Origin of the sequence: Pseudoxanthomonas sp. GW2, assembly GCF_000283075.1 — a bacterium.
Classification (GTDB): domain Bacteria; phylum Pseudomonadota; class Gammaproteobacteria; order Xanthomonadales; family Xanthomonadaceae; genus Pseudoxanthomonas.
In genome coordinates, this window is sequence record NZ_ALIP01000120.1 from 65,556 (window position 1) to 88,061 (window position 22,506).

16 protein-coding genes are annotated in these 22,506 nt (G+C 66.5%); 7 read left to right on the forward strand and 9 right to left on the reverse strand.

The window, feature by feature from the left end:
• Positions 1–503 precede the first annotated feature (503 nt).
• The 4 genes from B351_RS0110245 (at position 504) to B351_RS17655 (ending at position 6,831) form a co-directional block, all read left to right on the forward strand.
• Entirely contained in the window at positions 504–1,826 is a 1,323-nt protein-coding gene (locus B351_RS0110245; protein WP_232207921.1) for a TolC family protein, read from the forward strand.
• Positions 1,823–3,316: an efflux RND transporter periplasmic adaptor subunit gene (locus B351_RS0110250; protein ID WP_019398949.1), complete on the forward strand. Its 1,494-nt coding sequence runs from the start codon at positions 1,823–1,825 to the stop codon at positions 3,314–3,316. The genes B351_RS0110245 and B351_RS0110250 overlap by 4 nt, the downstream gene beginning before the upstream one ends.
• Position 3,317: 1 nt before the next feature.
• The gene (locus B351_RS16610) at positions 3,318–6,470 is read left to right on the forward strand and encodes an efflux RND transporter permease subunit (RefSeq protein ID WP_050992187.1); all 3,153 of its coding nucleotides are present in this window, start codon (positions 3,318–3,320) and stop codon (positions 6,468–6,470) included.
• 175 nt (positions 6,471–6,645) lie between these two features.
• On the forward strand, positions 6,646–6,831 hold the full coding sequence (locus B351_RS17655) for a hypothetical protein (protein ID WP_125111685.1): 186 nt from the start codon (positions 6,646–6,648) through the stop codon (positions 6,829–6,831).
• Positions 6,832–7,129: 298 nt separating this feature from the next.
• Here the strand turns inward: B351_RS17655 and B351_RS17350 are convergent, their stop codons facing one another.
• The 8 genes from B351_RS17350 to B351_RS0110290 all read right to left on the reverse strand — a co-directional run bounded on the left by B351_RS17350 (position 7,130) and on the right by B351_RS0110290 (position 15,784).
• On the reverse strand, positions 7,130–7,726 hold the full coding sequence (locus tag B351_RS17350; protein WP_083852432.1) for a cyclin-dependent kinase inhibitor 3 family protein: 597 nt from the start codon (positions 7,724–7,726) through the stop codon (positions 7,130–7,132).
• A gap of 5 nt (positions 7,727–7,731) precedes the next feature.
• Positions 7,732–8,754 carry a DNA-binding protein gene (locus tag B351_RS0110260; RefSeq protein WP_019398951.1) on the reverse strand — a complete coding sequence of 341 codons (1,023 nt, stop codon included), beginning with the start codon at positions 8,752–8,754 and terminating at the stop codon, positions 7,732–7,734.
• Positions 8,755–9,049: 295 nt separating this feature from the next.
• The gene (locus tag B351_RS16615; protein ID WP_019398952.1) at positions 9,050–9,331 is read right to left on the reverse strand and encodes a hypothetical protein; all 282 of its coding nucleotides are present in this window, start codon (positions 9,329–9,331) and stop codon (positions 9,050–9,052) included.
• 19 nt (positions 9,332–9,350) lie between these two features.
• Positions 9,351–12,524, reverse strand: coding sequence for an efflux RND transporter permease subunit (locus B351_RS0110270; RefSeq protein ID WP_026010595.1), 3,174 nt, complete (start codon positions 12,522–12,524; stop codon positions 9,351–9,353).
• Between the two features lie 8 nt (positions 12,525–12,532).
• Entirely contained in the window at positions 12,533–13,486 is a 954-nt protein-coding gene (locus tag B351_RS16620) for an efflux RND transporter periplasmic adaptor subunit (protein WP_019398954.1), read from the reverse strand.
• On the reverse strand, positions 13,483–14,760 hold the full coding sequence (locus B351_RS0110280; RefSeq protein WP_019398955.1) for a TolC family protein: 1,278 nt from the start codon (positions 14,758–14,760) through the stop codon (positions 13,483–13,485). Before B351_RS0110280 ends, B351_RS16620 begins: the two co-directional genes overlap by 4 nt.
• A 53-nt stretch (positions 14,761–14,813) precedes the next feature.
• Complete coding sequence (locus B351_RS0110285) at positions 14,814–15,128, reverse strand: hypothetical protein (protein WP_125109444.1); 315 nt, start codon at positions 15,126–15,128, stop codon at positions 14,814–14,816.
• Positions 15,129–15,166: 38 nt separating this feature from the next.
• On the reverse strand, positions 15,167–15,784 hold the full coding sequence (locus tag B351_RS0110290) for a cation transporter (protein WP_026010596.1): 618 nt from the start codon (positions 15,782–15,784) through the stop codon (positions 15,167–15,169).
• Positions 15,785–15,873: 89 nt separating this feature from the next.
• Here B351_RS0110290 and B351_RS16625 point away from each other — a divergent pair, with 89 nt between their 5' ends.
• From B351_RS16625 to B351_RS0110305, 3 genes are read left to right on the forward strand one after another with little or no spacing between them, the layout of a single operon-like run.
• Entirely contained in the window at positions 15,874–16,305 is a 432-nt protein-coding gene (locus B351_RS16625) for a helix-turn-helix domain-containing protein (RefSeq protein WP_019398958.1), read from the forward strand.
• Entirely contained in the window at positions 16,302–17,576 is a 1,275-nt protein-coding gene (locus B351_RS16630) for a site-specific integrase (protein ID WP_019398959.1), read from the forward strand. The genes B351_RS16625 and B351_RS16630 overlap by 4 nt, the downstream gene beginning before the upstream one ends.
• Before the next feature lie 20 nt (positions 17,577–17,596).
• Positions 17,597–20,581 (forward strand): Tn3 family transposase, encoded by a 2,985-nt coding sequence (locus tag B351_RS0110305; RefSeq protein ID WP_019398960.1) that lies wholly within the window; start codon positions 17,597–17,599, stop codon positions 20,579–20,581.
• Positions 20,582–21,530: 949 nt separating this feature from the next.
• Here the strand turns inward: B351_RS0110305 and B351_RS0110310 are convergent.
• Complete coding sequence (locus B351_RS0110310; protein WP_019398961.1) at positions 21,531–22,280, reverse strand: SDR family oxidoreductase; 750 nt, start codon at positions 22,278–22,280, stop codon at positions 21,531–21,533.
• Positions 22,281–22,506 lie beyond the last annotated feature (226 nt).

The following is a 22,506-nucleotide window of genomic DNA, read 5'->3' on the forward strand; positions in this document are numbered from 1 at the left end:
TCGCGATGGCGGCGCTGCTCTGGTCCCAGTTCGCTTTGGCCGGCCATGGCGAGTGCCTGGATCTCCCAGGTACGCCGGCGGCTTTTGTCGCTGCCGCCACCGACACCCGACACGACCATGGCCACGCTTGCGATGCCGAGCTCCCCTCGGCGAGCAAGGCCCTGTGCGACGCGCACTGCACCGAGGGTGGCATCTCGGCGGACAGTGGGCGCATCCCCTCGATTCCGCCGCTCCTTGTCGGAGCATGGTTCTCCTGGTTCGCAGTCGCCGAGAGTGGGGATGGTGCACCGGGTGTCACGTCCACATGGGTGGATTCGCCACCCAGGCCCGCCTGGCACCGCCCCACCGCCCATCCCGCGGCACTCCTGCTGATCTGATGCCCGGACGCTGACTGCTCCGCACACCGGTGCGGCGCAGTGCTGTGCGTTCGTGCCGTGCGCGTCACGGCATGTGTTCCTGCCTCGTCCGAGCGACCTGCGTCGTGTCGGCCCAAGGACACTGATATGGCATCCCTGTTCGACCCGATGCAGGCCAGGCGCCTGCACCCTTACCCGCTGTTCCGCCGTCGGCCACTGCTCCGGCACCTGCTTGCCTGCGTGTTCGCCGGCGGCTTGTGGACGCTGGCGCTGCCCGCGACCGCCACCGAACCCATCCCGGGGCACAGCCTCGAGTCGATCCGCACCTGGGTTCTGGAACACAACCCCGAGCTGCGGGCCATGGACTTCGAAACCCAGGCCGCCGAAGCGAGGATCCTTCCCGCAGGTGCCCTGCCCGATCCGATGGCCTCGGTTGGATTCCGCGGCCTCGATCCGGACAAGCCCTGGCGCACCGCCGGTGCCGAGCGCGAGGTGAACTACGCGCTGCGCCAGCGCTTCCCGCTCTGGGGCAAGCGTGGTCTGGCGCGGACCGCGGCCAGCCAGGACGCGGTCGCGGTCGGGCTTGACCGCATCACCGCGGCGCGCGACCTGCTGGCAGAGGCTGAAGCGGCGTACGTGCGCTACTGGCATGCCGATCAGGCCGTGGCCGTGCTCGACCGCCGCATCGCCCTGCTCCGCCAGGTCGAGGAAATAGCCGGCGTGCGCTACGCCCTGGGTCGCGCGGCGCAGCAGGATGCCATCCGCGCCCAGGTCGAGCAGACCAGCCTACAGCGCGAGCGGATCGAACGCCTCGCGACCAAGCAGGAGGCGGCCGCCACCTTGAACGCGGTGCTGGGGCGCCGGTCCGATGCACCGCTGGCGACTCCCGGCGAGGCGCCGCGCCTCGCCGTCCACAGCGCCTCGCTTGCCGAGGCACTGGATGACGCCGATGCGCATCCCGCGGTGCGCTCGCAGCAGGCCCGCGCCGAGGCGGCGCGCACGAACGTGGTGCTGCAGCGTCGCAACCGCTTTCCGGACATCACCCTGGGCGTGGGTGCGATGCAGCTCGGCAACGGCCTCGAAAGCACCGAGCTGATGCTCGAGGTCGAGATCCCGTTCCAGCAGCGTGCACGCCGCGAACGCGAGCGCGAATCGCGCCTGCTCGAAGAAGCGGCGCTGGCGCGGATGGACGCCACGCTGCGGACCGTCGAGGAACGCGGCGCCTCTGCCTGGGCGCAGTGGACCAGCGCACGCGAGCGCCGCGAGCTGATCGAGAACACGCTGCTGCCGCAGGCCGACGCCACCTGGCAGTCCGCGCTGGCCAGCTACCAGGTCGGCGAAGTCGACTTCGGGACGCTGCTGGAAGCACTCAATGAATGGCAGGGCGCCGACCTCGCACGGCTCGATGCACTGCGTGACGAACTGTTGGGCGCCGCCGCCGTGCGCGCCGTCGAAGGAGAGATCCGATGACCCGTGTCCAGACCCTGTCGCTCGCCATCGGCGTCGCACTCGCCGCCCTCGCCGTCGGCTGGATGGCCGGCCGCGCGACGAACGATGCTCCGAGCGCAGCCACGTCCGCCGAAGCGCCGGCCGCGGAACGCAAGGTGCTCTATTACCGCAATCCCATGGGCCTTCCGGACACCTCGCCGGTGCCGAAGAAGGACCCGATGGGCATGGACTACATTCCGGTCTACGCCGGCGACGCGCCTGCCGCGGCGCCGGGAACGGTGGTGATGCCACCCGACAAGGTGCAGGCGCTGGGCGTGCGCACCGAAGCGGTCAAGCGCGGCGCCCTGTCCGCCATCGTGCGCACCAGCGGCACGGTCGAAGTCGACGAGACCCGGCAGTACGCGATCGCGCCGCGCTTCGAAGGCTGGGTGGAGCGGCTGTACGCGAACCAGACCGGAATGCGGGTCCGCGCGGGGCAACCGCTGCTGTCCGTCTACAGCCCGCAGCTGGCCGCGGCGCAGCAGGAATACCGGCTGGCCGACGAGACCGCCCGCAGGCTGGCGGCGTCCGACCCCGCGAGCGCGGCGTCAATGATCCGGCTGCGCGATGCCGCCCGCACCCGCCTGCGCAACTGGGAAATCAGCGACGCGCAACTCGGCAAGACGGGGCTGGTGCTCACCGCGCCCGCGGACGGGGTCGTGATCGAGAAGCCGGTGGTCCAGGGCGCACGCTTCGAGCCCGGCGAAACCATCCTGCGCCTGGCGGACCTGTCGACGGTGTGGGTGATCGCCAAGGTGCCCGCGGCGCAGGCCGCGGGCATCCAGCCCGGCCAGCCCGCACGCTTTGAAACCGTGGCCCTGCCTGGCCAGGTGGCCGAGGGCGAAGTCGCCTTCGTGCAGCCCATCATCGATGCCATGACCCGCACGGTGGACGTGCGCATCGCGCTGCCCAACCCGGCCGGCGATCTGCGTCCAGGGCTCTACGGAACGGTGCTGCTCGAGGAGCCGGGGTCCGGACCGGTCCTGACCGTTCCGCGCTCGGCCGTGCTCGACAGCGGCACGCGCCAGGTGGTGCTGGTCGAGACCGGCCCCGGCCGGTTCGCACCGCGCGACGTCACCCTGGGTCGCCGTGGCGGCGATCGCATCGAAGTGCTCGACGGGATCGCCGAAGGCGAACAGGTCGTGGTCTCCGCCAACTTCCTGATCGACGCCGAAAGCAACCTGCAGTCGGCACTCCAGGGGCTTGAGGGTCATGCAGGACACGGCGCGCCTTCTGGCACCACTGAGGATCCACACGCCGGGCACGGTGAGGACGCCGTCGATCCGCACGCAGGTCATGTTGACGAGGTCGCTGATCCCCACGCAGGCCATGCCATACCGGCGACATCGGGAGATCCACCGGCTGCCGCCAGCGATCCTGGCGCGTCCGACGGCCATGACAGCCATGGCGACCATGGAACGATGAACGACCACGGCACACCTGCTCCCGCCACCAGCCACGAGGGGCACTGACATGCTTGGCCGTCTCGTTGAATGGTCGGTGCGCAACGTCTTCCTGGTGCTGCTGATGGCGCTGGCGATTGTCGCCGGTGGCATCTACGCACTGATGAACACGCCGCTGGACGCACAACCGGATCTGTCGGACGTGCAGGTGATCGTGTTCACGGAGTACCCGGGGCAGGCGCCCCAGGTGGTCGAGGACCAGGTCACCTATCCGCTGACCAGCGCCCTGCTCGCGACGCCGAAGTCGAAGGACGTCCGCGGCTTCTCGTTCTTCGGCGCCTCCTTCATCTACGTCATCTTCGAAGAAGGCACGGACCTGTACTGGGCGCGCTCGCGGGTGCTCGAGAACCTCAACGTCGCGTCGAAAAACCTGCCGGCTGGCGTGGCACCGGCACTGGGACCCGACGCGTCCGGCGTGGGCTGGGTCTACCAGTACGTGCTGCAGAGCGACCGCCACTCGCTGGACGAGCTGCGCGCGATGCAGGACTGGTACCTGCGTTACCAGCTCACCACCGCGCCCGGCGTGGCCGAGGTCGCCAGCGTCGGCGGCTTCGTGCGCCAGTACTCGATCACCGTCGATCCGGTCCGGCTGCGCGAGTTCGACATCCCGATTTCACGCGTGTCCGAAGTGATCGCCGCGAGCAACCGCGACGTCGGCGGCCGCGTGATCGAGATGGCCGAGACCGAGTACATGGTGCGGGGCCGCGGCTACCTGCGCGGTATCGAGGATATCGAGAGCCTGGTTCTGCGCGCCGAAGGGGGCGCACCGGTGCTGATCGGCGACGTCGCCCGGGTCGAACTGGTACCCGATGAGCGCCGTGGCATCGCCGACCTGGACGGCGAAGGCGACGTTGTGGGCGGGATCGCCATTGCGCGCTTCGGCGAAAACGCCCTGGCCGTGATCGGGGGGGTGAAGGACAAGATCGCCCAGCTTGCGAGTGGACTCCCCGAGGGCGTCAGCGTCCAGGCGGTCTACGACCGCTCCGATCTCATCGTGCGCGCGATCAAGACGCTACGCACGACGCTGCTCGAGGAGAGCCTGATCGTCGCACTGGTGTGCCTGGTATTCCTGTTCCATGCGCGCAGCGCGCTGGTCGCGATCGTCATGCTGCCCGTCGGCGTGCTGATCGCGGTGATCGCGATGCGCATGCTGGGCATGAACTCCAACATCATGAGCCTGGGCGGCATCGCGATCTCGATTGGCGTGATGGTCGACGCGGCGATCGTGATGATCGAGAACGCGCACAAGCACATCGAGCGCTCCGACGGCTCCCGCAGCCGGACCCAGCTGATCATCGATGCCTGTCGCGAGGTCGGGCCGGCGCTGTTCTTCAGCCTGATGATCATCACCGTCTCGTTCCTGCCCGTGTTCGCCCTGGAGGCTCAGGAAGGTCGCCTGTTCAAGCCGCTGGCATTCACCAAGACCTTCGCGATGGCCGGTGGCGCGCTGTTGTCGATCACGCTGGTACCGGTACTCATGCTGCTGTTCGTGCGCGGCAAGATCGTGCCCGAGCACAAGAATCCGGTGAACCGGTTCCTGGTTGCGGCCTATCGGTCCGTGATCAACGTGGTCCTGCGGTACCGGATGGCCACGATCGCGATCGCGCTGGTCGCCCTGTTCGCCAGCCTGTGGCCGGCATCGCGCCTGGGCAGCGAGTTCATGCCCACGCTCAACGAAGGCACGCTGCTGTACATGCCCGCGTCGCTTCCCGGCATGTCGGTGACCAAGGCATCGGAGCTGCTGCAGCAGCAGGACCGGATCATCAAGGGCTTCCCGGAAGTGGAGTCGGTGTTCGGCAAGGCGGGTCGCGCCCTGACCGCCACCGACCCGGCGCCGCTGGAGATGTTCGAGACCGTCATCAACCTCAAGCCCGAGGACGAATGGCGGGACGGCATGACCACCGACAAGCTCATCGCCGAGATGGACGCGGCGCTGAAGTTCCCGGGCGTCGCCAACTCCTGGACGATGCCGATCAAGGCGCGCACCGACATGCTGGCCACCGGCATCCGCACGCCCGTGGGCATCAAACTCTTCGGCACGGACCTTGAGCAACTCGACGCGCTGGCCACCGAGATCGAAGCCGTGGTGCGCGAAGTGCCGGGCACGACCAGCGCGTTCGCCGAACGCCTGACCGGCGCCTACTACCTCGACATCACCCCCGACCTTGGCAGCCTGGCCCAGTACGGCGTCACCCTGGGCGAGGTGCAGAACGTGGTGGCCGCCGCGCTGGGCGGCGAGATCGTCACCACCATCCTCCAGGGCCGCGGACGCTTCAGCGCGATCGTGCGCTATCCCCGCGAACTCCGCGACGATCCGCACCGGATAGGCAGCCAGGTCCTTGTGCCGGTACCCGGCGGCGCCCAGGTGCCGCTGGGCGAACTGGCGCGGATTGAGGTCAGGAAGGATGCGCCGAGCATCCGCACCGAGAACGCGATGCTGGCGGCGTACATCTACGTCGACACCCGAGAGAGCGATCTCGGCCGCTACGTGAAGGCTGCGCAGGAAGCGGTCACCGAGCAGGTGCAGTTCCCGCCGGGCTACTACGTGACCTGGAGCGGACAGTACGAGTACATGCAGCGCGCCGCAGAAAAGATGCGCGTCGTCGTCCCGGTGACGCTGGCGCTGATCTTCCTGCTGCTGTACCTCAACTTCCGCCGCGTCACCGAGTCGCTGATCGTGATGCTGTCGGTGCCGTTCGCACTGGTCGGCGGCGTGTGGCTGATGTGGATGCTCGACTACAACGTCAGCGTCGCGGTGATCGTCGGCCTCATCGCACTGGCCGGCGTCGCCGCGGAAACCGGCGTGGTGATGCTGATCTATCTCGACCACGCGCTGGAAGCTCGCGCCGCGCAGCGCCAGGCCGAAGGCCGCTCGCTGGATGCCGGCGATCTGCGCGACGCGATCATCGAAGGCGCGGTCGACCGCGTGCGCCCGAAGATGATGACCGTGGTCGCGATCATGGCCGGCCTGCTGCCGATCATGTGGAGCAGCGGCACAGGCTCGGAAGTCATGCGCCGCATCGCCGCGCCGATGGTGGGCGGCATGGTGTCGTCGACGGTGCTGACGCTGGTGGTGATCCCGGCACTGTACTCGTTGATCAAGCAGCGGCAGCTGGCCAGGAAGCGGCCAATGGCTGCTGCGCTGCCGGCGGACGTGTCGTGATGTGGCCGACCTTCAACGCGCCAGGGCAAAGGCGGTCCGCGTGTGCGTTGACCCAAGATTATCGCTGCGGGAGCACTCGATGCCTTGGTGTGGATGGAGGCGTGTCAGCCGAGCTTGACCTGTGTGCGGGACACAGGTCTAGCGTGATCACCATCTTTCCTGGAGCGCGCCAATGATGGGCAAAGACGAAGCAGCGCCGCAGCTGATGACGGTCAGGGCATTTGTCGATGTGAAATGGAATGCGTGTTGCTTGCTGCGGGGCATTTTCTTGGCCGCAGACAGCCGCGTAGGACGCGGCTGGGGGCAAGCGGACGCGCGCCCTCAAGAATTCCATGCGCTCGCCCAGGAGGCGGTTTGTTGACGCCTCTGGCAAGCCGGGGGCGGTTGCTTGGCGCTGGCGGCGACCAAGGGGCGCATGTTGGCGCTTAGTCGAAACCGGGGCAGCTTGTTGGCTTCGGACCCGCCGAGAAATCACTTCCTCGGAAACAAGTCACTTCTTAGGTTTCAATCACTTACGAGGGGGGCGATTGCTTGGCAGCAGACACTTGGTTTTCCGCTGCTGCGGCCCGCCGCCAGGCACCGCCGCCATCGCTGCCAAGGCGGAGGGTCGGCAGGGAATCATTACAGAAACAGCCGAATCCCTCGTAACGTGATGAAATCTAATGGGTTCCTGCAATTGGATCGCTGCTGCCAACGGTCCTTTCGCCACCCTTTGTCCGCTTAGCCCATACGCGGAGAAACTTTTCCTGGGCAGATGTTTCAATCGCGCCCGGCCTGGCAGCACGAACATGCAACATCGCTTCATCCGCTGTTGCCACGGTATGCGTATCAAGCAACAGCATGGAGGCTACCGTGCCCGCGCGGCCCAATCCGCCCTTGCAATGCACGACTACTCGCTCGCCGGCCATCAAGCTGGTCACCAGCGCTGGGCCGATTTCTTTCCATCGTTCAAGCAGCCTGTCATCCGGTGCCTCGCCATCCGTAATCGGTAGACCGTGCCAAGTCAGCCCATGCGCTCTTGCTCGCTCTGGCAGCGAGGAGATTCGGAGTTCATCGAACTCCCACGGTTCGATGAGTGTGATCAGATAGGCGGCACCCCAAGAGCGGATGGCGGCTAAATCGCAATCCAAATCTCTTGCCCAGACGCCGGTCATGGCGGCCTCTTGGTACTTCCCAGGGGCAAAGGTGACTCCAATGGCCCCGCCCCGTTCGCCGATTGGTAGTTCGGCGATACGCAGGGGGTGCGTGATGCTCATGCGGATCACGTGCCTGCCTCATTCGTGGTTTGATCAGGTTTCAGCTGCGCCAATAGCTGCTCCAGTGTTTCCAGGCGTACGCCGGCGCGCAAGGCGTCGGCTTCGGCCCGCTCGCGGCGTTCCCGTTCCTTGATCGCTTCGGCGCGAGTGCTGGCCAGCTCGGCACGCGCGTTCTCCAGGGCCTGTGCGTCTTCGGCCCAGCGCCCCTGCAGGGCTTGGTGCTCGGCGGCCGTCAGCCGCAAGGCATCCAGTTCCTTCTGCTGGGCCTCGATGCCGCGGCGGGCGTCGGCCAGTTCCCGCTCCAGGCGCCCGTGGCGCTCCACCCACTGGCTGTTGTCGCGATTGAGCTGCAGTAGTTCGTGGTTCTTGACTGTCAGGGCCTCGTTGGCCTGGCGTAGCGCCACCTGCAACTCCTGCACCTGGTGCTCGTGGCGGCGCTGCTCTTGCTCGCGCTGCTCCTTCACCGAGGTCCGGTAGTGCTCCAGCGCTTCGCGGGCGTGGGCATGTTTCTCTTCGAGCGATTTCGCATGGGCTTCATGCTCGGCCACACGGGCAGTCAGGCCGGCGATACGCTCGCCGAGCTGGGCGATTTCCGTGACCCGCTCCGCCAGGGACTGCTGCGCCGACGCATGAGCGGTCCGCTCCTCGTGCAGCGCGGCCTCGGTGCGTTGCAGCTGGTTGCTCAGCGCGGTTGCTTCCTGCCGCGCTTGTTCCAGCGCTTCGCTGCGCTCCTGCAACTGCGCCGCAAAGCGCTGCTGGGCTTCGGCCACGACCGCCTCGGCCTCCTCGTGCAGCCGCCCCGCCAGCCGGCCGACCAGGTCCTGCAGCGCCTCGCTGACGGCAACCTCGGCGCCGAGGCCTTGCCCTTCTTCCTCCTCCAGCTCCTTCAGGTAACGGTGGATCGTGGTCTTGGAGCCGGTATTGCCCAGCGCCACCCGCACCGCGTCCACCGACGGGTGCTTGCCCTGCGCCCGCAAGGCATCGCGGGCCCTCTGCACGTCGCTCTTGTACAACCCGCCGCGGGCCATGGCTGCCTCCTCGGATTATTTCGTAATTTATTACATACCACGTAATTACATACTATTCAAGCGGCGTAGTTGCCCGAAAATACCTGTGAATTTGACGCGTGATAATAGTGAATTATCCCGCCTGATAGCGTTTCACACACGGGCGTGTCAAGGTCGCCGGTATGAAACGCATTCGGAGTGACGATTGGAGACGAACCGGGTCCGTCGGACAATCTGCCACTCGATCAAGAGCGCTCGGGCTCGTTGGTTGGCATCCGGAGCCCCATGACGATTCACCTCCGATGGTCGGCTGGGCCTACATCTTTTCGATCAGCCCTCGCGAGATATCGAGCGTGTGAGGAATCGGCCCTGGGTCCTGGAACTGCAAGTCCACCTCGTCGATACCGAACCGCTCGCGCAGGACGGTGGCGATCGTGTCGCGGACGTTCGTCTGGTCCACATCGGGGACCGCCACCGTAAGGGTGGCGGCCAGGCCGATGCCGGTCGCAGATTGATACAGGCGCGGTGAGTCCACCGCCTTCACGCCGGAGTGGGCGAACATCGCCATGCGCACGGCTTCGATATCGACTTCGTGCATCTGCTTTCTCTCGCGGGCGTCAGACCTGCGCCTGCACCGTGCGATCCCGGTGCACCCAGCGATACAGGACTGGCAGCACCAGCAGCGTCAATGCGGTCGAGGATAGGATGCCGCCGATGACCACCGTCGCCAGTGGGCGTTGGACCTCCGAACCGGCGCCGACGTTGAAGGCCATCGGCAGGAAACCCAGCGAAGCCACCAGCGCGGTCATCAGCACCGGCCGCAACCGGCCCAGCGCGCCGTCGCGGACCGCGTTCTCGAGCGGATCGCCTTGCTCGCGCAGGCGACGGATGAAGGCGATCATGACCAGACCATTGAGCACCGCCACGCCGGACAAGGCGATGAAGCCGACGCCGGCGGAAATCGACAACGGAATCCCGCGCAAGGCCAGTGCGATGACGCCGCCGGTCAGCGCCAGTGGCACGCCGCTGAACACGATCGCCGCGTCCTTGGCCGAGCCGAAGGCCATGAAGAGCAACGCGAAAATGAGCGCCAGCGTGACCGGCACGACCACTGCCAGGCGCTGGCTCGCGGAGATCAACTGCTCGAACGTGCCGCCGTAGTCGATCCAGTAGCCCTCGGGCAGCTTCACATCGCGACCGATGCGTGTGCGCAGTTCCGCGACGAAACCGCCCAGGTCGCGTTCGCGCACGTTGGCGGTGATCACCACCCGGCGCTTGCCGTTCTCGCGGTTGATCTGGTTCGGTCCGCGCTGGATCTGTACCTCGGCCACTTCGCGCAGCGGTACCGTGCGCGGACCGCCGCTGCGCCAGGCGGCTTCGCGGCTGGATTCGTCAGCGTTCGCGCTCTCGGGCAGCGGGATCGGCAAGTCCGCCAACACCGCCGGATCCTGGCGCAGCGACTCCGGCAAACGCACGACCAGCGCGAAGCGGCGATCGCCCTCGAACAGCTGGCCAGCGACCTCGCCGCCAATGGCCGTAGCAACGGTGTCCTGCACGTCGCCCGGGTTGAGGCCGTAGCGCGCCAGTGCGACGGGGTCCGGCGTCACGGCGAGCAGTGGCAATCCCGTGACCTGTTCGGCTTTCACGTCCTCTGCACCGGGCACTTGGCGCATCACGCGCTCGACCCGCGCGGCCAGTCGCGCCAGCTGACCGAGATCGTCGCCGTAGACCTTTACCGCCACGTCCGAGCGCACGCCGGAGATGAGCTCGTTGGTGCGCATCTGGATCGGCTGGGTGAACTCGTAGTTGCTGCCCGGGATCTCGCGGGCCGCGGTTTCCAGTACCTCGATCAGTTCCGCCTTGGGCTTGCGCGGGTCCGGCCACTGGTCGCGCGGCTTGAGCATCAGGAAGGTGTCGGCCATCGACGGCGGCATCGGATCGGTGGCCACCTCGGCGGTGCCGATTTTGGAGAACACATTGGCCACTTCTGGGAACTGGGCCAGACGCTTCTCCAACGTCTCCTGCATCGCCACCGACTGCTCCAGACTGGTGCCTGGGATGCGCATCGCCTGCACGGTGATGTCGCCTTCGTCCAGGCTCGGCACGAACTCCGAGCCGAGACGCGTAGCCAATAGTCCGCAGGCGACCACCAGCAGCGCGGCGCCGGCCAGCACTGCGACGCGGTGATGCAACGCCCAGTCCAGCAATGGCGTGTAGCGGGCCCTCGACCGGCGCATCAGCCAGTTGTCGTGCTCCGCCACACGGCCGCGCAGGAAGGTCGCAATCGCCGCTGGCACGAAGGTCAGCGACAGCATCATCGCGCCGGTCAACGCCAGCACCACGGTGATCGCCATCGGATGGAACATTTTTCCTTCCACGCCCGAGAGCGCGAAGATCGGCAGATATACCGCGGCGATGATGCCCAAGCCGAACAGGCTGGGCCGGATCACTTCTGCGGTCGCCGAGGCGGTCAGGTCGAAACGCTCCTCGTCGTTGAGATCGCGGCCGAGTGCGTGCTGCGCTTCACCGAAGCGGCGCAGGCAGTTCTCGATGATGATCACGGCGCCATCGACGATCAGGCCGAAATCGAGCGCGCCCAGGCTCATCAGGTTGCCCGACACGCCGCCGCGCACCATGCCGATGATGGTGAACAGCATCGCCAGCGGAATCACCGCGGCGGTGATCAGCGACGCACGAACATTCCCCAATAGCAGGAACAACACCAGGACTACCAGTAACGCGCCCTCGATCAGGTTCTTGGCGACGGTGCCGATGGTGCGGTCGACCAGCGCGGTACGGTCATAGACCGCCTTGGCACGTACGCCTGCCGGCAGGCTGGCATTGGCGGCCTCCAGCTTCTCGGCCGCGGCACGGGACACCTCGCGGCTGTTGGCGCCGAACAGCATGAAGGCGGTGCCGACCACGACCTCGTGACCGTTCTGCGTAGCTGCGCCGGTGCGCAGTTCCTTGCCTTCGCCGACCGTGGCGACATCGCGCACCCGAATCGGCACGCCTTCGCGCCGGTCCAGCACGATATTGCGGATCGCTTCCAGGTCCGCCAGTTGCCCAGGCACGCGCACCAGAAATTGCTGGCCGTTGCGCTCGATGTAGCCCGCGCCGATGTTCTGGTTGTTGCGAGCGATCGCCTGCACTACGTCATGCAGGGTGAACCCCAACGCGACCAGTTGAGCCGGATCGGGCGTGATGTGGATCTGCCGCTCGAAGCCGCCGATGGTATTGACCTCGGTGACGCCGGGCGTGTTGCGCAGCTGCGGGCGGATCACCCAGTCCTGCAGGGTGCGCAGGTCGGTGGCCGTATACGGGGTTCCGTCCGGCTTGCGGGCATTCGGCTCAGCCTCCACGGTGTACATGAAGATCTCGCCAAGCCCCGTGGAGATCGGCCCCATCTCCGGGTCCGGGCCTTCGGGCAGTTGCGAGGCGATCTGCTGCAGCCGCTCGGCGACCTGTTGCCGGGCGAAGTACAGGTCCGTGCCGTCCGCAAAGACCACGGTGACCTGCGAGAGTCCGTAACGCGACAGCGAACGGGTGTAATCCAGCTTGGGCAGGCCGGCCATTGCCGTTTCGATCGGGAACGTGACGCGTTGTTCGGCTTCCAGCGGCGAGTAGCCCGGCGCCTGGGTATTGATCTGGACCTGTACGTTGGTGATGTCGGGCGTGGCATCGATCGGCAGATGCCGATAGCTCCATACGCCCAGCGCGATCAGCGCGACGGTGAGCACCAGCATCAGCCAGCGATGGCGGATGGAGAAGCGAATGAGGCGTTCGAGCATGGCGGGCCTCAGTGGTCTTCTTCAACGGTGGACTTTTCGATGTCCGCCTTGACCAGGAAGCTTTGCGCCACGACCACGCGCTCACCCGCCTTGAGCCCATCCAGTACTTCCACGCGCTCCGCATCACGGCGGCCCAGCTTCACTGGCCGGACGCGGTAGGTGTCGCCCTGCTGCACGTAGACCACGTCCTGGTCCTCGGCGGTCTGCAAGGCGGTGACGGGCACAACCAGCTTCGCCGGCGCTTGGTCCACGGTGACGCGGGCCTTTACCGCCGAGCCCGGACGCCACAGGCCATCGAGGTTGCGAATCGTTGCGCGCGCCACGGTGCTCTGGCTGGCGGTCGCAGTGCCCGGCAGCACGCGTTCGAGCGTCGTTTCGGCAGTAAGTCCGTCGCTCAAGCGCGTGACCCGCACCGGCACGCCAGCCGTGATGTGCTGAGCATCCGCACCGAAGATGTGCAGGTCCACCCATAGTTCCGACAGGTCCGCGATCTCGTACAGCGCCGCGCTTTCGCTGGCCACCGTGCCGATCGATGCATTACGAGCGAGCACGACGCCGGAGATTGGCGCGGGGACCGTGTAAGTCGTGAGGCTAAGGTTGCTTTCGATGGTGGCCAACGGCTGCCCCGCACGCACGCGATCACCCACGTTGGCACGCAGTGAACGGATCGGACCGGGAAAGCGCGCCATGACCTTGGCGACGCGGCCTTCGACCGGTGTGAGCAGGCCCTGGACTTCGTGCTCGTCGGCGATGATGCCGGCTGCCGCCGGTGCGACACGAATGCCGGCGTCCTGGGCGACTTTCGCCGCGATGGTGGTGCGGTCGGGCGCCTCCTCGTGGCCTTCCTCTGCGGCGTGTGCTTCGCCTTCTTCGTGATCGGTTTCGTTGGACGGCTTCGCGCCGCCGCATGCGCTCAACAGAACGGCCAGCGTCAGTGCGCTGATCCAGTGTGTCCACTTCATGGGGTACCTCCCTGCGTCGCCTGTGCCGGTGCTGCCACGAACGGCGCACCGGTCAGGCGCTGGATTTCGATAAGGGCGCGCTGGGCTTCCAGCGCGGCGTCGAGTTGCTGTTTGCGGGCTGCGGTGCGTTCCGACTGCAGCTGCGCCCATTCCAGGTAGCTGATGGCGCCGGCGCGGTAGGCGCGTTCCGCCGCGGCTTCGGCTTTGGCGAGCTTGGGCAGCACGTCGGTGCCCAGCCGGTCCACCTCCAGCTGTGCCGTGAGGTAGCGCCCGTGCGCTTCGGCCAACGTCGAATACAGGGACAACCCTTTGGATTCGCGTTCGATTTCCAGTGCGGTGAGTTCCGCTTCGGCCGCGCGGATCTCCGGCTGCGCCCGGCGGCTCGCTCCCAACGGCATCGAGATACTGCCCACCAGCGCCATGTCGTCGGTCGCCTGTAAGCGGCGCACGCCCACCTCCCAGTCGAGGTCAGCCTTGGCGTCGGCACGCGCGAGCTGCAGGCGCGCCTCACGGATCCGGCGCTCGCCAACGAACTGGGCCAGTTCCGGTGTCTGCTCCAGGGTGGAGGTGAGCTGGGCAAACGAAGCGACTTGGGGCAACGCTGTTGGATCGGCGGCTACAACGTCGAATGTCGGTGCTCGCTCGCCCCATAACGCCGCCAGGTGCTGTCGGGTCGCGGCGAAGCGTTGTTCGGCTCGTGCGCGGTCCAATTCCGCACGCGCCAAGGCCGCCTGCGCGGTGAGCACGACCGATTCGGGCGACGCGCCGGCCTGCAGGCGATGCCGCGCTCCGGCGACGGCGCGCTGCCGTTGCGCGATATCAAGCTCGGCGATGTCCCGTTGCCGCTGCGCCGCCACCATTGCCAGATAGCGACGTGCCACTTCGGCCAGCAGATCGAGCCGCCGTGCCTCACGCTCGACCGCGAGCGCATTGATGCGGCTTTGTGCCAGCGTACGGCGGGCGTCGAGCTTGCCGCCGCGTTCCAGGACCGAAGCCAGGCTCAGGGTGAGCTCGGCGCCGTCCAGGCCGCTGGCCTCGCCGGTGCCGAAGGCGTTCTCGACGCTCGCGCCGGCGACCCACGCCGGCCGTAGGGCCGCCCGCTCCAGGTCGGCGGACAGGATGTCCTGCCGCGCTCCGAAGAGGCGCAGATCGGGATGGGTCTGGGCGACGCGTGCAAACGCCTCGTCCAGGGAAAGTCGATCAGCCGCGTGCGCCGGCCATGCGATGGCGGACACAGCGACCAGCGCGGCCAACGCCGCAAGTCGCACAGACATGGAAACACTCCAATCGGAAAGGGCCAGAGACCCGGCACAACGCCGGCGAGTCGTCAGGCTGCGATCGGAGGTCGGAAAGGTGCGAGCCATCGCCCGCTGGGCACACGGCGCGACGCCGTCAGACTCGTGGGTTCGATGTGGCTGATTTGGGAGAAGACCACGGGCGCAGCGGCCGTCGGCACCGCGTGGCCGCAGCAATGGGCGAAGTGATGCACCACGTGCAAGGCGCCGGCCGTGTCGTCTTCACCGGCGGTCAGGGTTTCCTCGCTGCCATGCGTGCCGGCCACGTCATGGGTCAGTTCGTGCAATTCGCTGACCGAGCCCAGGATGGGTTGCACCACCAAGCCCAGCGCCAGGATCGCCAGCATCAGCCAGCGATGGGGGGCGAACCGGGCGCGGTGCAAGGTCATGCGGCGGGCGGCTTCGATGCGGCGTGGGCCCGGTGGGCATCGCCGAGAATCTCGATGGCTTCCTTGATCACGTACAAGCCAATCAAGGTGCCGATGACGTAGTCCGGGTACGGAGTGGCCAGCCAGAGGACCAATACGCCGGCCAGGATGACGCCGATGTTGGCCACGACATCCGCACGGGTGAACAACCACGTGGCGCGCAGGTGGACTTCACCGGCCTTCAGCGGAGCGAGCAGACGCAACACGGTGACGTTGACCACCAGCGACAGCAGGGCCGTGCCGATCATCCAGCCGCTGAGCGGCTCGGCACCATAGACGACGCGCCGGCCTACCTCCACCAGAACGCCGATACCGAGCACGAGCAGCACGCTGCCACTGAGCCAGGCCGCGTTCGCCTTGAATCGGGCGGTGCGCCCAATGGCCACCAGGCCGATCGCGTAGGCGGTGGCGTCGGACAGCATGTCCAGGGCGTCGGCCAGCAGGCCGGTCGACTGGGCGATCCAGCCGGCAAGGCCGCCGATCACCGCCATGACGGCATTGAGCACCAGGGCGATCTTCAGCACACGCCGTTCCTGCGCGTTCTTTGCCTCGTGGTGACAGCCGCAATCGCTCATCGGGTCCTCGTCGAACAGATGCCATCCGGCCAGGGTGGCAGCGGAATGCGGCGAAGGATAAAGTCTGTAGCAGCTACGGAGTCAAGCATGTGAAGATCAGCGAAGCGGCAGCCGCCAGTGGCTGCCACCTGGAGACCATCCGCTACTACGAACGTGTCGGGCTGATGCCGCGGCCGACGCGAACCGGAAGCGGCTACCGCGCCTACGCGCCGGCCGATGTCGAGCGGCTGCGGTTCATCAGCCGCGGGCGCGAACTGGGTTTCAGCCTGGAGGAGATCCGCAGCCTGCTGCACCTGAACGACGATCCGAAGCTGTCGTGCGGCGACGTCGATGCACTGGCGCGTGCACATCTGGCCGACATCCACCAGCGGATCGAGGCGCTGACCCGCATGGCCGGCGAGTTGGAGCGGGTGATCGCCCAGTGTGCCGGCGGCGAGCGCGGAACCTGCACCATTCTGGGGGCGCTGCGGCGCACAGATAACAATCCGACTCCGTGTGCGGATCCGGAGTGTCGTCCATGACTCTGGAACGGTACCTGGAGGCCGCCGAACGCAAAAACACGCAGCGCAGCTACGCCTCGGCGCTGCGCCACTTCGAGGTCGAATGGGGCGGGCATCTGCCAGCCACGCCGGACAGCGTGGCCCGCTACCTGGCCGACCACGCGGGTCAGCTCTCCACCAACACGCTGCGGCACCGCCTTGCGGCCTTGGCGGGCTGGCATCGCGAACACGGCTTCGTGGATCCGACGCGGGCGCCGCTGGTGCGCAAGGTACTCAAGGGTATCCAGACGCTGCATCCGTCGGTGGAGAAGCAGGCCGAACCGCTGCAGCTGACCCGGCTGGCGCAGGTGGATGACTGGTTAGCGGGCGCGATCGCGGCGGCGCGAGGTCGCGGTGCCCGCGCGGACGAACTGCGCCATCAGCGCGACCGGGCCTTGCTGTTGCTTGGCTTTTGGCGCGGCTTCCGCGGCGACGAATTGATCCGTGTGCAGGTCGAGCACCTGCGCCTGGTCACCGGTGAGGGGATGACCTGTTTCCTGCCTCGCAGCAAGGGCGACCGGCAGGCGCAGGGCAACACGTACAAGGTGCCGGCGCTGTCGCGGCTGTGCCCGGTGACCGCGACCTGGGAGTGGATCGACGCGGCCGGACTGACCGAGGGGCCGCTGTTCCGCGCCGTTGATCGCTGGGGCCATGTCGCGGACGAGGCGCTGCATCCCAACAGCCTGATCCCACTGCTGCGCCATCTGCTCACCGCCGCTGGCTTGCCGGATGCGGAGGAGTACAGCAGCCACTCGCTGCGCCGCGGCTTTGCCGGCTGGGCCAACGCCAACGGTTGGGACGTGAAGGGGCTGATGGAGTACGTCGGCTGGCGCGACGTGCACTCGGCCATGCGCTACATCGACGGCGGCGATCCTTTCGCGCGCCAGCGCATCGAAGCCAGCCTGCCGGGACCGGTGGCAGCTCCCGCGCCGCCGGCACTGCCGGCGCCAGCGCCCGAACCGACACCGACTTACACGGTGAGCCTGCGCCTGTTGCTGACGCCCTTCGCCCGCAGCGGCCGCGGCGTGGCCAAGGCGCGCGGGCGTATCGAGGAAATCTGCCTAGCTCCGTTCCAGGCCCAACGCCTGAACGCGGAAGGCACCGAATACCGCCTCGCCGTGGCACCCGACCCGGACCGGGATCTGGATGAAGTCCTGGCCACCTTGCTGGATGACCTGCATCGGATGGCCGATACCCACCAATGTTTCCTGGAAGCGTCCCTGATCGGCGACGACGGCCGCCACTGGGATTGACCTGAGCCCCCAGGAATTCGATGGCCACCGTTCAAGAGACCGCCTATCCGCGACTGAAGCCCGATCCCACCGCCAAGGAGCTGGAGGAGATCTACACGCCGACCCCGGCTGAACTTTCCTTCGTGCGGGACATCACCACCCAGCCCACGACCCAACTGGCGGTGCTGATCCACCTGAAGCTATTCCAGCGTCTGGGCTATTTCACGCAATTGACCGAGGTGCCGGAACGCATCCGGCAGCACATCGCCCAAGCGGCCGGCCTGCGTCGCGCCCTGAAGCTGGGCCGACTGGAATCCTACGACACCTCCGGCGGCAAGCAACGCCACGTCACGCTGCTGCGACAGTTTCTCGGCGTGCGTCCGCTGGGCAAGGATGGAACGGCCTGGCTCGACACCGTCGCGATCGCGGCGGCACAGACCAAGCATGTCATTCCCGACATCGTGAATGTCCTGCTCGAAGAACTGGTGCACCACCGCTACGAACTCCCTGGCTTCCGAACGCTGGAACTGGCGGCCATTCGTGCGCGCGAGCAGGTGCATGAGGGTTATTTCCGCAGCATCGGACAAGCCCTTGCCCCCGATGTGTGCAAGCTGATCGACGAACTGTTGTCCGCCAAGGAAGGATCGCGCTACACCGGCTGGCATACGCTCAAACGCGAGCCGGGCCGCCCGACCAACAAGGAGGTGCGCACCTACCTGCAGCACATCCGCATGCTCCAGCAATTGGCCGAAAAGCTGCCGCCGATCGACATCCCGGTGCCCAAGCTCAAGCAGTTCCGGACCATGGCCCGGGCCCTGGACGCCAGCGAGCTGGCCGAACTGACCGAGGACAAGCGGTATGCGCTGGCCACGATCTTCATCCGCGCCCAGTACGCCAAGACCCTGGACGATGCCGCCGAACTGTTCATCAAGCAGGTGCGCAAACTGGAGAATCTGGCCCAGCAGAAACTGATTGCCTACCAGCTTGAGCATTCCAAGCGGGCCGACTACCTGATCGGCCAGCTCAAGGATGTCCTCCAGGCGTTCCAGTTGGACGGTACCGACAGCCAGCGGGTGGATGCCATCGGCGACAGCCTTCGGGCCGACATCTCGCTGCTGCTGGCCGAATGCGACGAGCACATGGCCTACGCCGGCAAGAACTACCTGCCGTTCATGCTGCAGCCCTACGGCACCGCCAGGCCCTTGCTGCTTAATTGCCTGGAGTTGATGACGCTCCGGTCCACCACTCAGGACGCGGGCATGGAGCCGCTGATCGCCGCCGTACTTGCATTGCGCAACCAGCGCCGCGAATTGATCGAGGTGGCCTCCCTCGGGTTGGACGTGGACAAGGATTTCGAGTGGCTGTCCAAGGCCTGGCGCCAGCATGTGTTCGGCAAGAAGGCCAACGCCCTCGGGGCGGGGTGGATGCACCGCAAGTATTTCGAGTTGGCGGTCCTGGTCCAGGTCAAGGACGAGTTGAAGTCTGGCGACCTGTTCATTCCGCACAGCGAACGGTTCGACGACTATCGCGAACAGCTGATCGACGAAGCCACCTTCAGCCAGGAGCTGGAGGCCTATGGCGAGGTCTCCGGCCTCCCGACCGATGCGGAGGCCTTCGTCTCCAGCCTGCGCACCGAACTGGCCGATCTGGCCAACGCGGTCGACCAGCGATTCCCGGAGAACGTGCATGCGGACCTGGTCGAAGGGCGACTGGTCTTGCGCAAGGCACGGCGTCCCGAGGTGTCCAGCGCGATCGCTACCGTGGATCGCCTGATCACCGAGCGGTTGCCGGCCACCAGCATCGTGGACGTGCTGATCGACACCGCGCAGTGGCTGGCGCTGCACCGTCATTTCCGGCCCTTTTCCGGAACCGACGCGCAAGTCGACGACCTCCCCAGGCGGGTCATCACCACGCTGTTCTGCTACGGCTGCAACCTGGGTCCGACGCAGACGGCCCGGTCGGTCAAGGGGTTCAGCCGGCGCCAGATCGCCTGGCTGAACCTGAAGTACGTCGATGAAGGAACGCTGGAAAGGGCGATCAACGAGGTCATCAACACGTACAACAAGTTCGATCTGCCGGGGTTCTGGGGCAGTGGCCGCAGCGCCTCGGCCGACGGCACCAAATGGAGCGTCTATGAGGACAACCTGCTGTCGGAGTACCACATCCGGTACGGCGGCTACGGCGGCATCGGCTACTACCATGTGTCGGACAAGTACGTGGCGCTGTTCAGCCACTTCATTCCGTGCGGCGTGCACGAGGCCATCTACATCCTGGACGGCCTCTTGGCCAACACCTCCGACATCCAGCCGGAAGTCGTCCACGGTGACACGCAGGCGCAGAGCTATCCGGTTTTCGGCTTGGCCCACCTGCTGGGTATCCAGCTGATGCCGCGAATCCGGAACATCAAGGACCTCACGTTCTTTCGGCCCGAACCCGGCAAGGCCTACCAGAACATCCAGGCCTTGTTCGGCGAGAGCATCGACTGGGCGCTGATTGGCACGCACCTGCACGACATGCTGCGGGTGGTGGTCTCCATCCGGCTGGGCAAGATCACGGCGTCCTCCATCCTGCGTCGATTGGGCACCTACAGCCGGAAGAACAAGCTGTACTTCGCCTTCCGCGAACTGGGCAAGGCGGTCCGGACCCTGTTCCTGCTGCGTTACATCGACGACATCGAAATCCGCAAGACCATCCAGGCCGCCACCAACAAGAGCGAGGAGTTCAACGGGTTCGTGAAATGGGTGTTCTTCGGCGGGGAAGGCGTGATCGCGGAGAACGTCCTGCACGAGCAACGCAAGATCGTGAAGTACAGTCAACTGGTGGCCAACATGGTCATCCTGCACAACGTGGAGGGCATGACCCGGACACTGGCCGAGCTACGGAAGGAGGGGATCGAACTGTCGCCGGACATCCTGGCCGGTCTGTCACCGTACCGGACCAGCCACATCAACCGGTTCGGCGATTACACCCTCGATCTGGAGAAGGAGATCGCGCCCTTGGACTATTCCAGCAAGGTGCTGGAGTGAAGAGTGGACAGGCGCGACCGATTTTTTCGGCTTTTTTGAGCTAATAGGCCACTTCGTGGCCTCAGCAGCGTAATCTTGTACAGAAGCAAAAGCAGAGCCACATCAAAGGCTTAAAGCGGATTCGGCTGTTTCTGTAATGATTCCCTGCCGACCCTCAAGGCGGCCTATCTTCCCGGAACCGTCAGCAGTAAGCCCCGGCGCGGCCATCACCAACAAACCATCTGGATATGAACCAAGCTGCAGGCTGGCCGACGCGTCCAGCCGCAACCGGCGCCTGGTTGGATCCGTGCCTCGTTGGATCCATTGGATCCATGCCGCCGCCGGGCCACCCTTGGTTCCGCGCGCCACGCCAACGCAACCGTGCCTGCCAGGCTGGACCCACTTTGGCCTTCGCTGATCCCCGAGGTGCGCGCCTGCCTCGCCGGACGTCCACGATGGAGGCGCCCCAGACGCTGATCACAGTCATGCGTCACGCGGTCGAACGCAGCCTGGTCAGGATCGACCGGCGTGGCGGCGGTCCTTGGGTGTGGACATGGCGTCGGCTCCCTGGTGTGGAGACCCCTGTGACATTGGGTCCTCGGCATGCCACCCATCCGGAGCAAGCAACCTCAGCGCATATTGCCGTCCCCGCACTATATGACTAGAACTACATCCAATGTCGGCGAATGCGCAGGACCGTCGGGAAGCAGTCGCGCGTCAGCGCACCAGGGTTATGAAGAGTTTAGTGGTTTATAGCGAATCCGCTATAAATCGATGCCGCCGCAGCGCCAGACCCCCGGATCGCCGCCTTCCGCGCTTCAATCACGTGCCCTGGTGCACGCCATCGCGCACGTCCGTCCTCCGCGGAAGATGAGGGCGAAGACCGGCTCCAGGCCGCCTGACGCTCCATCGCATTTCCGGCAGGACTGGCGAGCGGGCGCCGGCCTGCCATCCGCTCATCCCGGCGCCCTCAGCCCGCCTCCCTCGCCCACTCCTCCGCATCCGCGCCGGCCGGGATGTACAGCGGCGCGGCAGGATCGTTGGTCGCGCGCCAGACCGCCTGCGCCACGTCCGTGGACCGGGTACCGGGTCCGACCGAGTCGGCCATGCGCGCGATGGTGTCCTGCATGAAGCGGCCATACACCGCATCGTCGATCCCGCGCAGGCCGCGGCGGGCGGACTCGCGGAAGCGGGTATCGCCGGAAGAGCCCGGCAGCACCAGGTGCGCGCGCAGGCCGAACTGCGCGATCTCGGCGGCGAGCGATTCGGTGATCGCGTTCACCGCGGCCTTGGAGGCGCGATACGCGCCAATCAGCGGCAGCGGCCTGTAGGTCGCGCTCGAGGTCACGTTGACGATGACCCCGGATCCGCGCGCGCGCACCTGCGGCAGTACCGCCTGGGCCATCGCGATCGTGCCGAAGGTGTTGGTCTCGAACAGGCGGCGCACCGTTTCCATGTCCATCAGCTCGAACGGTGCGGGCGCGCCGAAGCCGGCGTTGTTGACGAGTACGTCGACCTCCCCTGCCCCGGCGACGGCAGCCCGGACGCTTTCCGGATCGGTGACATCCAGCGGCAGCACGAGCAGGTTGGCCGATGCCGGCAGCAGGTCGTCGCGCGGGGTGCGCATGGTGGCGACGACGCGCCAGTCCCGCGCCAGGAAATGGCGCGCGGTTTCCAGTCCAAAGCCGGAGGAACAGCCGGTGATCAGCACGGTCTTCATTCGGTGGTCTCGCGTGTGGTGGGCGAGCCACCACGGTATGCACCCTGCCCCGTACTGCCTACAATCGGAAGTCCATACTTCGTTTGCAGGAGTCCGGCCATGGTCGATCCACTGGCGGAAGTGGTCCTGCTGCTCAAGCCCGCCGCGCGCCTCTCCAAGCAGGTGGTCGGCGCCGGCCCGTGGCGGGTCAGCCGCTCGGATGCCGGCGAGCCGTTCTACTGCGCGG